This is a genomic window from Streptomyces sp. NPDC002032 (assembly GCF_042890765.1).
In the GTDB taxonomy this organism is placed as follows: Bacteria; Actinomycetota; Actinomycetes; order Streptomycetales; family Streptomycetaceae; genus Streptomyces.
In genome coordinates, this window is sequence record NZ_JBIASM010000001.1 from 440,236 (window position 1) to 453,230 (window position 12,995).

At 76.0% G+C, this 12,995-nt stretch carries 9 protein-coding genes; 5 read left to right on the top strand and 4 right to left on the bottom strand.

The features are described from left to right. Window positions 1-67 precede the first annotated feature (67 nt). Genes ACFYYT_RS01700 through ACFYYT_RS01710 form a run of 3 tightly spaced genes read left to right on the top strand, consistent with a single transcriptional unit; the run spans window position 68 to window position 3,996 of the window. The gene (locus tag ACFYYT_RS01700) at window positions 68-2,476 is read left to right on the top strand and encodes an FHA domain-containing protein (protein ID WP_351824891.1); all 2,409 of its coding nucleotides are present in this window, start codon (window positions 68-70) and stop codon (window positions 2,474-2,476) included. A gap of 9 nt (window positions 2,477-2,485) precedes the next feature. Beyond that, window positions 2,486-3,091, top strand: coding sequence for a hypothetical protein (locus ACFYYT_RS01705; protein ID WP_351824888.1), 606 nt, complete (start codon window positions 2,486-2,488; stop codon window positions 3,089-3,091). Beyond that, a complete protein-coding gene (locus tag ACFYYT_RS01710; protein WP_351824885.1) occupies window positions 3,091-3,996 on the top strand; it encodes a serine/threonine-protein kinase in 906 nt (301 codons plus the stop codon). The genes ACFYYT_RS01705 and ACFYYT_RS01710 overlap by 1 nt, the downstream gene beginning before the upstream one ends. Before the next feature lie 16 nt (window positions 3,997-4,012). Here the strand turns inward: ACFYYT_RS01710 and ACFYYT_RS01715 are convergent, their stop codons facing one another. Then, window positions 4,013-5,287 carry a streptophobe family protein gene (locus tag ACFYYT_RS01715; protein ID WP_351824882.1) on the bottom strand — a complete coding sequence of 425 codons (1,275 nt, stop codon included), beginning with the start codon at window positions 5,285-5,287 and terminating at the stop codon, window positions 4,013-4,015. Between the two features lie 138 nt (window positions 5,288-5,425). Between ACFYYT_RS01715 and ACFYYT_RS01720 the strand changes: the two genes are divergently transcribed. Both ACFYYT_RS01720 and ACFYYT_RS01725 read left to right on the top strand, forming a co-directional pair. Continuing rightward, window positions 5,426-6,787 (top strand): DUF6777 domain-containing protein, encoded by a 1,362-nt coding sequence (locus ACFYYT_RS01720; protein ID WP_351824879.1) that lies wholly within the window; start codon window positions 5,426-5,428, stop codon window positions 6,785-6,787. A gap of 65 nt (window positions 6,788-6,852) precedes the next feature. Continuing rightward, window positions 6,853-8,931: a SpoIIE family protein phosphatase gene (locus ACFYYT_RS01725; RefSeq protein ID WP_351824876.1), complete on the top strand. Its 2,079-nt coding sequence runs from the start codon at window positions 6,853-6,855 to the stop codon at window positions 8,929-8,931. Window positions 8,932-8,967: 36 nt separating this feature from the next. Here the strand turns inward: ACFYYT_RS01725 and ACFYYT_RS01730 are convergent, their stop codons facing one another. The 3 genes from ACFYYT_RS01730 to modA all read right to left on the bottom strand — a co-directional run bounded on the left by ACFYYT_RS01730 (window position 8,968) and on the right by modA (window position 12,926). Then, on the bottom strand, window positions 8,968-9,795 hold the full coding sequence (locus ACFYYT_RS01730; protein ID WP_351824873.1) for a DUF4328 domain-containing protein: 828 nt from the start codon (window positions 9,793-9,795) through the stop codon (window positions 8,968-8,970). Window positions 9,796-9,980: 185 nt separating this feature from the next. Next, complete coding sequence (locus ACFYYT_RS01735; RefSeq protein WP_351824870.1) at window positions 9,981-11,951, bottom strand: ABC transporter permease; 1,971 nt, start codon at window positions 11,949-11,951, stop codon at window positions 9,981-9,983. 147 nt (window positions 11,952-12,098) lie between these two features. Continuing rightward, window positions 12,099-12,926: a molybdate ABC transporter substrate-binding protein gene (gene modA, locus ACFYYT_RS01740; protein ID WP_351824867.1), complete on the bottom strand. Its 828-nt coding sequence runs from the start codon at window positions 12,924-12,926 to the stop codon at window positions 12,099-12,101. Window positions 12,927-12,995 lie beyond the last annotated feature (69 nt).

The following is a 12,995-nucleotide window of genomic DNA, read 5'->3' on the forward strand; positions in this document are numbered from 1 at the left end:
TAAGCCCCCTCTGACCTGCGGAGACGCTGCCCGTGCCGGACGGGGCCGGCCGTGGGAAAATCAGCCCATGGTGCAGCGCCCCGGTGCGGACACCGCGCCCGAACTCGTCCTCGAAACCGCCAGGGGCTCGACCGACATGAGCCCGGGCCGGACCTACCACGTCGGCCGCGACCCCCTCTGCGAGATCTGCCTCGACGACGCCCGCGTCTCCTGGCACCACGCGGTCCTGCGCCCCGAAGGGGACCACTGGACCGTCGAGGACGAGGACAGCACCAACGGAACCTGGGCGGACGGCCACCGCGTGCACGCCTGGACGGTCGGCCCCGGCAGCGAGCTGCGCTTCGGCAGCGCCCTGGACGGCCCCCGCGTCGTCCTGTCGGCCCGCGCCACCACCCGCGCTGCGGCCCGCACAGCCGTCCGCGCCTCCGCACGGCCCGCGGCCCCCGTCCCGCACCCCGAGCGGACCGGCACCTTCCGGCGGCCCACCAGCGTCCGTCCGGTCCCCGCCCGCACCACCCTGCGGATCGGCCGCGACCCCGCCGGCGACCTCGTCGTCGAGGACCTGACCGTCTCCCGCCGGCACGCCGAACTGCGCTCCCTTCCCGACGGCAGCTACGAGATCGCCGACCTCTCCAGCCACAACGGCACCTTCCTCAACGGCGTCCGCGTGGACCGGGCCCCCGTCGCGGAGGGCGACATCGTCGGCATCGGCCACTCGGCCTTCTGCCTCGTCGGCGACCAGCTCCAGGAGTACGTAGACACCGGAGAGGTCTCCCTCGACGTACAGGACCTCGCCGTGGCCGTCGACCACGGCCGCAAGACCCTCCTCGACCACGTCTCCTTCCCCGTCGGCGCCTCCTGCCTGCTCGCCGTCGTCGGCCCCAGCGGCGCCGGGAAGTCCACCCTGCTCGGCGCCCTGACCGGGCTGCGCCCCGCCGACCACGGCAGCGTCCTCTACGACGGGCGCGACCTCTACCGCGACTACGCCGAACTCCGCGGCCGCATCGGCCTCGTCCCCCAGGACGACATCCTGCACGCCCAGCTCACCGTCCGCCGGGCCCTCGGCTACGCCGCCGAACTGCGCTTCCCGCAGGACACCGGCAAGGCCGAACGCCGGTCCCGCGTCGAAGAGGTGATCGGCGAACTCGGCCTCGGCCAGCGCGCCGACCAGCCCATCCACACCCTCTCCGGCGGACAGCGCAAGCGCGTCTCCGTCGCCCTGGAACTGCTGACGAAACCCTCCCTGCTCTTCCTCGACGAGCCCACCTCCGGCCTCGACCCCGGCATGGACCGCTCCGTCATGCACATGCTGCGCGGGCTCGCCGACGACGGGCGCACCGTCATCGTCGTCACCCACAGCGTCCTGAGCCTCGACGTCTGCGACCGGCTGCTGGTGCTCGCCCCCGGCGGCCGCGTCGCCTGGTACGGGCCGCCCGCCGACGCCCTCGGCTTCTTCGGCTTCGACCAGTGGCCCGAGGCCTTCGAAGCCTTCGAGAACGAGCGGGACCGCGACTGGGCGGGCCGCTACGCCGCCTCCCCGCAGCACCGGACCTACGCGGCCGCCGCACCCCGTACGCCCCTGCCCGGCGGCGGCGCGCCCGGCCCCGCGGGCACCGCCCCCGAGCCCGCCGCGCCGTCCGCGCCCCCCGCACCGCCCAAGGCGCAGAGCTGGGGCTCCCAGCTCTCCACCCTGGTCCGCCGCTACGCCGCCGCGCTCGGCGCCGACCGCACCTTCCTCGCCATCATGGTCGCGCTGCCGTTCGTCATGGGCGCCATGGCCCGCGCCCTGGCCGGCAGCGCCTTCACCCGGGAGACGGCGATCAACGCCCTGCTCATCCTGTGCGTGGGCGGCGTCCTCACGGGCGCCGCCAACGCGGTGCGCGAGCTGGTCAAGGAGCGGGCGATCTACCGCCGGGAACGGGCCGTCGGACTGTCGCGGTCCGCGTACCTGATGTCCAAGGTGGTGGTGCTGGGCACGATCACCGTGGCCCAGGCCGTCGTCCTGACCCTCGTCGGACTCTTCGGCGTCCGGCTCGGCCCGCCCGGCAGCACCGGGGTGTTCCTGCCGCCGCTCGCCGAGATCACCCTCGCCGTCGCCCTGCTGTCCTTCACCGCCATGATGCTCGGCCTGCTCGTCTCCGCCCTGGTCGGCAAGGAGGAGGTCACCATGCCGCTGCTGGTCCTCCTCGCCATCGTGCAGGTCGTCTTCTGCGGCGCGCTGCTCCGGCTCGACGGCGTACCGGTGATCGAACAGCTGGCCTGGCTGGTCCCCTCCCGGTGGGCGCTCGGCGCGATGGCCGGCACGGTCGACCTCCGCCGGATCGTGCCCGGCCCGCTCACCGACGACCCCCTCTTCGCGCACTCCGCCGGGGTCTGGCTGCTCAACGTGGGCATGCTCGTGGCCCTGTCCGTCCTGTTCGGGGTGCTGGTCGCGCGGCTGCTGCGGCGGCACGAGCCCGCGGTCATGCGGAAGTAGGCCCGGGCGATGACCACCCCGGACGGCGGCCCCGACGCCGCGTTCCACCCCACGCACGTGGTCCCGCAGGACGGCCTGCCCGCCTGGGAGGCACCCGGCGCGGACCGGCCGACCGCGCCCCTGGACCCCCTCCTCCCCGTGCGCCTGCTCTCCCGGCAGGGGGACTGGGGGGAGGTCCTCTGCTCCAACGGCTGGTCCGCGTGGGTCGACGGCCGGCTCCTGGTGGCCGTGCCGCAGCCCCCGCCCACCGCGGGCCGCCCCCTCGACCGGACCGAGGACCCCGAGCCCCTGCTCGCCGGCACCGCCGACGCCCTCGAACGCTACCGGCAGGCCGCGGGCGGGCCCGCCGACGGGTTCCGCGGCGCCGTACGGGGCCTGCGGGCCGGGGTCGTGATCGACGGGGAGTCGGTGTGGGTCTACGACGCCGCGGCGGGACGGTGGATGTACGGGGAGGGGGGCCGCCTCGGCACCTACGCCGTCGACGCGGGACCGGGAGCTCCGCCCGCGCCGCAGCCGCCGCCGGGGGAGGGCGACGCCGCGCCACGGGCCGGCGTACGGGAAGAACCGCATCCGCCCACGCGCGTGGTGGACCCGCCCCGCCCGGGCGGCCCCTGATGGGCGCCGCCGATCTGCTCGGCCGGCCGATCGCGGGGTACCTGCCGGAGGCCGAGATCGGGCGCGGCGGCATGGCCGTCGTCTACCGCGCGCGCGACCTGCGCCTCGACCGCACCGTCGCGCTGAAGGTGCTGGCGCCGGAGCTGGCCCGCAACGACACCTTCCGGCAGCGCTTCGCGCACGAGTCGAAGGTGGCGGCCGCCATCGACCACCCGCACATCGTGCCGGTCTTCGAGGCCGGTGAGGCCGACGGGCTGCTGTACATCGCCATGCGCTACGTCCCCGGCCGGGACCTGCGCGCCCTGCTCGACGGCACGGGGCCGCTGCCCGTGGCGACGGCGGCGCGGATCGCGGCCCAGGTTGCCTCGGCGCTCGACGCCGCCCACGCGCACGGCCTGGTCCACCGGGACGTCAAACCCGGCAACGTCCTCGTCGCGGAGGGCACCGACGGCGAACACCCCGAGCACGTGTACCTGACGGACTTCGGGCTGACGAAGAAGTCCCTGTCCCTGACCGGGTTCACGACGGTCGGCCAGTTCGTCGGGACCCTGGACTACGTCGCGCCCGAGCAGATCTCCGGGAAGCCGGTGGACGGCCGCTGCGACGTGTACGGCCTGGGCTGCGTGGTGTACGAGATGCTCACCGGGAGCCCGCCGTTCCGCCGCGACGACGACCTGGCCCTGCTCTGGGCCCACCAGTACGACCCGCCGCCCCCGCCGACCTCCCACCGCCCGGACCTGCCGCCCGCGGTGGACGGGGTCCTGGCGAAGGCCCTCGCGAAGGCCCCGGACGACCGCTGGCCCACCTGCCTCTCCTTCACCACGGCCCTGCGCCACACGGCCGCGCCCCCCGCCTGCCCCCCACCCCCGCACTGGGCCCTGCCGGTGTTCCGCGGGCGGCCGTAGGGCGGGGCGTCCGCCCTCAGGGCCGGTCCGGTTCCGGGTCGGGTTGCCGGTCGGGTTGCCGGTCGGGGGCGCGGCGGCGGGTGGCCAGGGCGCCGAGGCAGCCGGCGGCGGCGCCGGCGAGGAGGGCCAGGGCGGTGGTGCGCCAGAGGTCGGCGGTGAGTTCCACCGTGCCGCCGAGGGCGGACGGATCGCCGATGCCGAGGACGGAGAGGCCGAAGCGGGCCCGGACCCCGGCCAGCAGGCAGACCGTCAGGGTGGCCAGGGCCAGGGCCGCCCCGAGGCGGAGCGCGTGCTGCCAGGGCCGTACGCGGGCCGGGGAACGCAGGGCCGCCAGGACGCCCGTGCCGAGCAGCAGGACGACGGTCACCGCGACCAGCCACCACGCCCGGGGGTCCTGCCGGGCGAGCGAGGCCACGTCCACCTGGGACGGGCCGGGGCCGCGCAGGACCCGGTCCAGCAACTGCGGCACCGGAAGGCCGAACGGTCCCTCCACCCGGCCGTGCCAGGCGCCGCCGAATCCGAGGGTGAGCGCGGGCCAGGCGAGGTTGGGCAGGCCGAGCAGGAGCACCGCCAGGGTGCGGGCGGCGTGGCCTTGGGTGGCGGCCGTCACCAGGCCGACGGCCAGCCCGAGGCCGACGCAGGCGAGCAGCAGCACGGCGGTGGCGTGGGCGGACGGGCGCACCGCCGTGTGGAAGCGCACCAGGCCGGTGGGCAGCGGGGCGCGGCGCGAGACCAGCAGGGTGATCAGCAACAGGCCCAGGATCCAGAGGAGTCCGAGGAGCAGGGTGGCGGGCAGCGCGGTCCGGAAGCCCACGGTGGGGGAGGCGTCCAGGAGGTCGCCGAGGTCGCCGAGGTCGCCGAGGTCGCCGAGCGGGGACACGGCGAAGGTCCACCGGGCCAGGAGTCCGAAGAGGGTGAGCAGCACCAGCCAGAGCAGGGCCAGCCGGCCGGCCCGCAGCAGCAGTTCCCGGGACTCCGCCACCGCCCGGCCGCGCAGCGGGCGCAGGAACAGCGGGCCGGTGGTGAGCGCCCCGGCGAGGGTGACCGACAGCGGCATCACCGACAGGTCCGCCTGCGCCCCGCCCAGCACTCCGGCTTGGCCCGAGACCTCGACGGTGCCGCCCGCCGCCATCACCACGACCGCCGCGACCACCCGGGGGAACGCGCCCCCCGGCAGGCCGCCCGCCCCGGCACAGGCCAGGCCGGCCGCGGCCACCGCGGTCATCGCCGCGAAACCCGCCACGGCGGCGACGAGCGCGTCACGCCAGGCGTGCGGAGAGGTACGGCTCACCCGCTCACCGTGACACCTCCGGCTTGCGGCAGCCACCGGGCGGACGCACACAATGGTCCGCAAGAGCGAGCGAACCAGTTGATTCCGGACAGTCGGCGAGTAGAACCACCGGGTTCCGCCGCTCGGGGAGGAGAGCCCGTGACCACCCAGCCCTCCGGCGAACGGCCGCCGCAGCCCCACCAGCCGCCCCGGTCGCAGCCGCCGTCGGGCGGGCCCGCGTCCGGGCGACCCAGCGGGCCGCCCTCCGGTCCGCTCTCGGACGGCGGGCAGAGCCCCCCGGGCGCTCCGCCGCCGCCCGCGCCGCCCGGCGGACCGGGCGGCGGCGGACCGCCCGGAGGGAAGCCGCCGGGAGGGCCCGGGCCGTGGTGGCGGTCCGGCCCCCGGCTCGCGGCGGCGGTCGTCGCGCTCGCCGCGGTGGCCGCGCTGGTCGTGGTGCTGACCCGGCCCGGCGGCGGGGGATCCACCCAGAAGGCGGCGGCCGAGGTGTTCCTCCAGCCGGCCGCCGAGCCGGGCCGTGATCCGTTCACGGAGTCCACCGCCGCGCGGCAGAACCTCCCGCCCCCGCAGGGCCGGAGCCCGGCCCCCACCCCGACGGGCACCGGCCCGAGCGTCACGCGCAGCGTCAGCGGCGCCGCGCCGGGCCTCTACGGCGGCACCAAGGACCTCGCCAGCTGTGACGTGGAGCGGCAGATCCGGGCGCTGTCCGCCCAGCCCGCCAAGAACGCCGCGTTCGCCGCGGCCCTCGGCATCGCCCCGGCCTCCGTACCCGGCCACCTGCGCGCCCTGACCCCCGTCCAGCTGCGGACCGACACCCGGGTCACCAACCACGGCTTCCGCGACGGCCGGGCCACCCCGTACCAGGCGGTGCTCCAGGCCGGGACGGCCGTACTGGTGGACGACCGGGGGGTCCCGAGGGTGCGCTGCGCCTGCGGGAACCCGCTCGGCGCCCCGGTCGCCCTGCCCGCGGACCCGAAGCGGTCCGGGCAGCCCTGGCCCGCGTACCGGCCGTCGCAGGTCGTCGTGATCGCACCGTCGGTGACGGTCGTGCAGAAGATCGTGATCTACGACCCCCGGAACCACCGCTGGTACGAGCGCGACCCGGGCGCCGCCCCGAAGCCGGACCGGCCCGTTCCGCCGCCCCCGGCCCCGTTCACCCCGTCGCCGCCGGCCCCGCCGACCGGCACGCCCTCGACCCAGCCGCCCTCCACCGCCACCTCGCCCCCCGGCACCGGCACCCCGACCGGCACGCCGGACGACACCGCGACGGCGACGCCCCCCTCCGAGAGCCCCCCGGACACCCCGAAGCGCCCGCTCGCCCCGGACGGCCCCGCCACATCACCCGGGCCGGACACGGGCCCGCCCGACACGGGCACGCCGAGCGGGCCGGCGACCCCGGCCGGCCCGTCCACGGCTCCGCCCACCGGCCCGTCGGCCGGTCCCTCCACCGGCCCGCCCGCCGCCCTCGAACCGTCCTCCCCGCCGGTGCCCCCGGCCGGCTAGGCGACCGGGCCCGGGCCGGAGCCACGGCGCGCCGGGTACGGGGTATCGGTGAGACCCTTGTCTGCATGGACCAGCGGGGACCCACCCCCGAGGTCGACTGGCCCGCGCGGCCCGATCTGAGCCTCGCGCTCAACCGCATGGGCACGTTCGACTGGGACCTCGACAGCGAGCGGATGCACCTGGACGCCACCGCGCTCGAGGTCCTCCACCTGCGCCCGGAGGAGTTCGACGGGACGTGGGAAGGACTGCTGGCCCGGGTCCTGCCGGGCGAGCGGCCCCGGCTGGAACGGCGCGTGGAGCGGGCCCTCGAGAACGGGCGCAGCCACTACGGGGCCTACTTCCGCAGCGTCCGCCGCGACGGCGCCGCCGCCTGGACCCACGTCCAGGGAAGCGTCCTGCGGGATCCGGACGGACGCCCGTACCGCGTCATCGGGATCCTCCGCGACGCCGCCGAGGACCCTGGCGAGCCGGGCGCCGCCGGGGAGCGGGACGAGGGACGCCGCCGGATGACCGGGGTCGTCGAGCGGACCACCGCGATCCTCGCCCACGCCCGCACCGTCAACGACGTGACCGACGTCCTCAAGGACCCCGAGGCCCTGGGCCACCTCGGCGCCGTGAGCGTCATGCTCGGCGTCGTCGACGGCGCCCGCATCCACCTGGTCGCGGAAGGCCGGCTGGGCTCGTACGTACCCGAGACCGAGTACACGCGGATCGACGCGCAATTCCCGATGAGCGAGGCCGTACGGAACCTGCGGCCCGTCTTCATCGCCTCGCGCGAGCAGTTCCGCCGCCGCTACCCGGAGCTGTGGCCCTACATCGAGCCGCTCGCCGTGCGCAGCGGGGTGTACCTGCCGCTGATCGCCCAGGGCCGGGCCGTCGGCGCCCTCGGCCTGCTCTACACCCGGGAGGGCGACTTCACCGACGAGGAGCGCAACCTCCTCGTCGCCCTGGGCAGCGGCATCGCGCAGAGCCTCCAGCGGGCGATCCTCTTCGAGCAGGAGCACGACCTCGCCGAGGGCCTCCAGCGGGCCATGCTGCCGCGCCGGATCCCGGAGGTGCCGGGCGCGCGGATCGCCGTACGGTACCGGGCGGCCCGGATGGGCCGGGACATCGGCGGCGACTGGTACGACGTGATCCCCCTCGGCGAGGGCCGGGTCGGGGTGATGATCGGCGACGTCGAAGGACACGACACCGACGCGGCGGCCGTCATGGGCCAGCTGCGGATCGTCCTGCGCGCGTACGTGCTGGAGGGCCACACGCCGGGTACGGCGATGGTTCGGGCCTCCGCCTTCCTGCGCGACCTGGCCACCGAACGCTTCGCCACCTGCACGTACGCCGAGGTGGACCTGACCACCGGTGCGCTGCACCTGGTCCGGGCCGGCCACCTCGACCCCGTCGTGCGGCGCGGCGACGGCAGCTGCCACCGGCTCCAGGTGGCGGGCGGCCTCCCGCTCGGGCTGCCGCCGCGCGACGAGCCGGGGACCGGCTCCGGCTATCCCGTCACCAGCCTGGAACTGCACCCCGGCGACACCCTGCTGCTCTGCACGGACGGGCTGCTGGAGCGGCACGGCGCGGACGCGGAGACCGGCATGCGGGAGTTCCTCGAAGCCGCCCGCGAGGGGCCCACCGACGTCGAGGAACTCGCCGACGTGCTGTGCGACCTCGTCGGCGACGCGGGTGGCGGGGACGACATGGCCCTGCTCCTGCTCCGGCGCCGCGGCACCCCCGCCCCGCGCGGTGGCGGCCCGCTGTCCCAGCACCTCACGCCCGGCGACCCCGCCGGCCCGGCCATGGCCCGGCACCTGGTGCGGGCGGCGGCGGCGGCCTGGGGCGCCCGGGAACGCGCCGACGAGATCGTGCTGGCGGCGGACGAACTGATGACCAACGCCCTCGTGCACACCGACGGCGGCGGGACGCTGAGCCTGCGGCTGACCGCGGAGGGCCGCATCAGGGTCCAGGTCGAGGACCTGAGCAGCGCCCTGCCGCGCCGCCGTGAGGCGGACGACTGGTCGGTGTCCGGCCGCGGCCTGCTGCTGGTGGACCGGCTCGCGGACGACTGGGGCGTGGAGCCCCGGGGCGGGGGGAAGTCGGTGTGGTGCGAGTTCGCCGTCCCGGAGCGGGAAGCCCCGCCCGCACGGGCCTGAGCCCCCCGCCCGTCAGACGGGCCGTCAGGCGTCCCGTCAGACGGCGGCGTACGGGCCCTGTGCCGCCTTCACGCTCTGCAGGGCGGTCAGCTTCAGCACGAAGACGATGCCCATCACGGCCGCCGCGACCGACGTCAGCCCGGTGAACGCGCCCAGGGCGGACACGGTGCCGAGGGCCTCCGGGTTCTCCGCCCGGCTGCCGAGCGCGGTGCCGACCGCGTCGAGGACCCGGGAGAGGACCCACAGGACCCACCAGGCGGTCAGCGGGGCCGTCGAGTACCGCCGGAAGGAGCCGTCGGGGCCGAGCTGCACGCTCGCCGCCCAGGTCTGCGCGGCGATCCCGTAGGGCAGGAAGAGGTTCCCGACGGGGATGAACCAGGCACCGATGGCCCAGCCGCTCGACCGGGTGAAGGCGCCGGGGTTGAAGATCTGGCCGTTGACCCGCACCCGGTGGAACCAGATGACGAACACGACCGCCGTGGCGAGCAGCGCCAGGCCCTGGAACCCGCCGGCGAGCGAGGTGAGGACGTCGGCGCCCTCCAGGGTGCTCTGCGCGACTTTGAAGGGGTCGGCCCGCACGTCCTTCATCAGCGACCACGTGTACAGGTCGGCCGCGGTCCCCAGCACGGCGGTCAGCGCCGCCACGCCGAGCAGGACCGCCACGGTGACCGCGAGACCCCGGGGGGAGCGCAGCACCTCGACGGCGGGCGGCGGGGAGGGGTACCCGTAGGGCGCGGGCCCGGCCGGGTACGGAGCCCCGTACACCGGCGGAGCGGACGGCGCGGCCCCGTACGGCGCGGCGCCGTACGCCGGCGGACCGGCCGGAGGCTGCGGGGGCGGTGAGCCGGGCGCGCTGAAGGACATGACGGAGGACCCCCCACGGGAACGGACGGAACGGCAGCGGACTGATCGGGCACGGGCTGATCGGGCACGGGCTGAACGGGCACGGGCCTTCGCGGACGGGAGCCCGGGCGGCCGCACCGAACATATGCCAGTCCCGAGCCCCCGTCCAAAGCGTTGCGTCCGTGTTCCCGCAGGCCGGAGACGGTCTAGAGAGCCACGAGGGTGATCTCGGTGGCCTTCACGCTCGTCCAGAGCCCGGCGCCGTCGGCCACGCCCAGTTCGGCGGCCGATTCCGGGGTGATCTCCGCGACCAGGTCGGGGACCTCCGCCGAGCCGACGAGCACGCGCAGCCTGCTGCCGACCGAGGTGATCTCCCGTACGGTGCCGGGCCAGACGTTGCGCGGACTGCCGCCCGGGCGCTCCCGGTACAGCGACACGGCCTCCGGGGGGATGATCGCCAGCGCCCGGGTCCCCTCGGGCAGGGCCTCCGCCACCACCAGCCGGCCGCCCGCCGCGAGCCGGAGGCCGTCCGGGGTGGCGGTGCCGGGCCAGGCGTTGCGGCCGAGCATCCGGGCCACCCACGGGGAGCGGGGGTGGCGGGTGACTTCGGCCGGAGCGGCGTCCTGGAGGGTGCGGCCGTCGGCGAGTACGAGGACCCGGTCGGCCAGGGAGACGGCTTCGACGGGGTCGTGGGTGACGATGAGGCAGACCCCGCCGAAGCCCGCGAGGTGGCGGCGCAGGGTGTGCCGGACGTGGGCCCGGGTCGTCTGGTCGAGGGCGGCCAGGGGTTCGTCGAGCAGCAGCAGCCGGGGCCGGGCGGCCAGCGCCCGGGCGAGGGCCACCCGCTGCGCCTGCCCCCCGGACAGCTGGGCGGGCTTGCGGTGGGCGAGGTCGCCGACGCCGAGCCGGTCCAGCCAGGCGCGTGCCTCACGGCGGGCCCCGGCGCGCCCGACGCCACGGGCGCGCAGCCCGTACGCGGTGTTGCCCAGCGCCGTCAGGTGCGGGAACAGCGCACCGTCCTGCGGCACCCACGCCACCTGGCGGCGGTGCGGGGGCAGCGCGGTGACATCGGTGTCCCCGAGGCGCAGCTCGGCGTGGGCGCGCGGGGTCAGGCCGAGCAGGGCCCGCAGCAGGGTGGTCTTGCCGGCCCCGTTCTCGCCGACGACGGCGATGGTGGTGCCGGGCTCCGCGTCGAGGGTGAGCTCGTTGAAGCCGGTCACCTCGGCGTGCAGGGGCCAGCGGCCGTCCGTGTCCGCCGGGCGGCCCGCGGCGTCCGTGCCGTCCGTGCCGTCCGTGCCGTCCGTGCCGTCCGTCACCGGGGGCAGCGGCGGGTCCTCCTGGGCCCCGGCCGGCCGCGCGGCGCCCGCGTCCCGGCCGGCGAGGGGGGTTCCGGTCCAGCGGCCGCGCAGGGCGACGAGCACGCCCATGGCGATGGCGAGCAGCAGCAGGGAGACCGAGGTGGCGGCCTCCGGCTTGTCCTGGAGGAGCAGGTACACCTGGAGGGGCAGGGTCTGGGTGGTGCCGGGCAGGTTGCCCGCGAAAGTGATGGTCGCGCCGAATTCGCCCAGCGCGCGGGCCCAGGTGAGGGCCGCTCCGGCGATCAGGCCGGGGGCCACCATGGGCAGGGTCACCGTGAAGAACACCCGGACCGGCGAGGCGCCGAGGGAGGCCGCGGTCTCCTCGTAACTCTGCTTGAGCCCGCCGAGCGCGCCCTCCAGGCTGATGACCAGGAAGGGCATCGCCACGAACGTGGCCGCCACGACGGCGCCGGAGGTGTGGAAGGGGAGGGTGATGCCGAAGGTGTCCTCCAGCCAGGGGCCGAGCAGCCCGCGCCGGCCGAAGCCCAGCAGCAGGGCCACACCGCCGACGGTCGGCGGCAGCACCATCGGCAGCAGCACCAGGGAGCGCACCAGGGCCTTGCCCTTGAACTCGACCCGGGCCAGCAGCCAGGCGAGCGGCACGCCGAGCAGCAGGGAGAGCCCGAGCGCCCAGAGGGACACCAGCAGCGACAGCTTGAGGGCCTGGACCACGTCCGGGCTGCCGAGGTGGCTGCCCAGATCCCGCCACTCGGTACGGGTGAGGATCCCGATCAGCGGCAGCAGCAGGAACGCGACGGCGAGCAGCGCGGGGAGCGCGAGCGTCAGGGGCGGACGGGTGCGGGTGCGGGGTCTGCTCATGGGGCCGGTTCCTGATCGGGGCGGCGCGGCGGCGCGCGGGGGCACGTCCGGGGGAGGGCGGGCGCGCGGGAACACGCGCACGCCCGACGCGGCGATGGGGGCTGCCCGTCCCCCCGGACCGGGCAGCCCCCTTGGCCGTCGGGGCGGTTACGCCTTCTGGAAACCGGCGTCCTGGAGGATCTTCTGCGCCTCGGGGCTGTTCAGCCAGGTCACGAACGCGGCGGCGGCCTCGGCGTTCTTGGAGGACTTCAGCGTGGCGGCCGGGTAGGAGGCCACGGCGTTCTGGTCGTCCGGGATCTCGACGCTGACGACCTTGTGGCCGGACTTGGCGGAGTCCGTCTTGTAGACGAGACCGGCGTCGGCCTCACCCAGTTCGACCTTGGACAGGACGGCGCGGACGTTCGGCTCCTGCGAGACCGGCTTCACCTCGATCTTCTGGGCGTCGAGGATCTGCTTGCTGTAGCGGCCGACGGGGACCTCGGGCGCGGCGAGGACGACCTTCAGCTTGGGGTCGGCCAGGTCCTTCAGCTCGTCGATCTTGAACGGGTTGCCCTTGCCGGCCGCGATGACCAGACGGTTCTTCGCGATAACGGTGGCGTCGTTCGTCTCGGCCTTGAGGCCGTCCATGGTCTTGGTGTCGGCGGTGACCAGCGCGTCGGCCGGGGCCCCCTGCTTGACCTGCGCGGCGAGCTCCTGCGAACCGGCGAAGGAGAAGGTGACCTTCGTGCCCGGGTGGGACTTCTGGTACGCCTCGCCGGCGGCCTTGAAGACGTCGGTGAGGGAGGAGGCGGCGAGGACGGTGAGGTTCGCGGCCTTCGCCTCGGGCGAGGCGGGGGCGGACGCGGACGGCGAGGTCGCGGCGCCGTCCTTCTTCTCGCCGACGCTGCCGCTGTCGTTGCCGCAGGCGGACAGGGGGACCAGCAGGGCGGCGGTCAGCACGGCGGCGGCGCAGCGGCGGTTCAGTATCGCGGGCATGGGTCGGGCTCCTCGGTCGGGTCGGCGGTCCGGCCGGGTGCCGGAACCGCGTGGTGGTGACCCGCGCCG

What these genes read in the sequence shown, in the direction of transcription:
- ACFYYT_RS01700 (WP_351824891.1), top strand. Translation starts at nt 68, where the DNA reads ATGGTGCAGCGCCCCGGTGCGGACACCGCGCCCGAACTCGTCCTCGAA.
- ACFYYT_RS01705 (WP_351824888.1), top strand. Translation starts at nt 2,486, where the DNA reads ATGACCACCCCGGACGGCGGCCCCGACGCCGCGTTCCACCCCACGCAC.
- ACFYYT_RS01710 (WP_351824885.1), top strand. Translation starts at nt 3,091, where the DNA reads ATGGGCGCCGCCGATCTGCTCGGCCGGCCGATCGCGGGGTACCTGCCG.
- ACFYYT_RS01725 (WP_351824876.1), top strand. Translation starts at nt 6,853, where the DNA reads ATGGACCAGCGGGGACCCACCCCCGAGGTCGACTGGCCCGCGCGGCCC.
- ACFYYT_RS01730 (WP_351824873.1), bottom strand. Translation starts at nt 9,795, where the DNA reads ATGTCCTTCAGCGCGCCCGGCTCACCGCCCCCGCAGCCTCCGGCCGGT.
- ACFYYT_RS01735 (WP_351824870.1), bottom strand. Translation starts at nt 11,951, where the DNA reads ATGAGCAGACCCCGCACCCGCACCCGTCCGCCCCTGACGCTCGCGCTC.
- modA (WP_351824867.1), bottom strand. Translation starts at nt 12,926, where the DNA reads ATGCCCGCGATACTGAACCGCCGCTGCGCCGCCGCCGTGCTGACCGCC.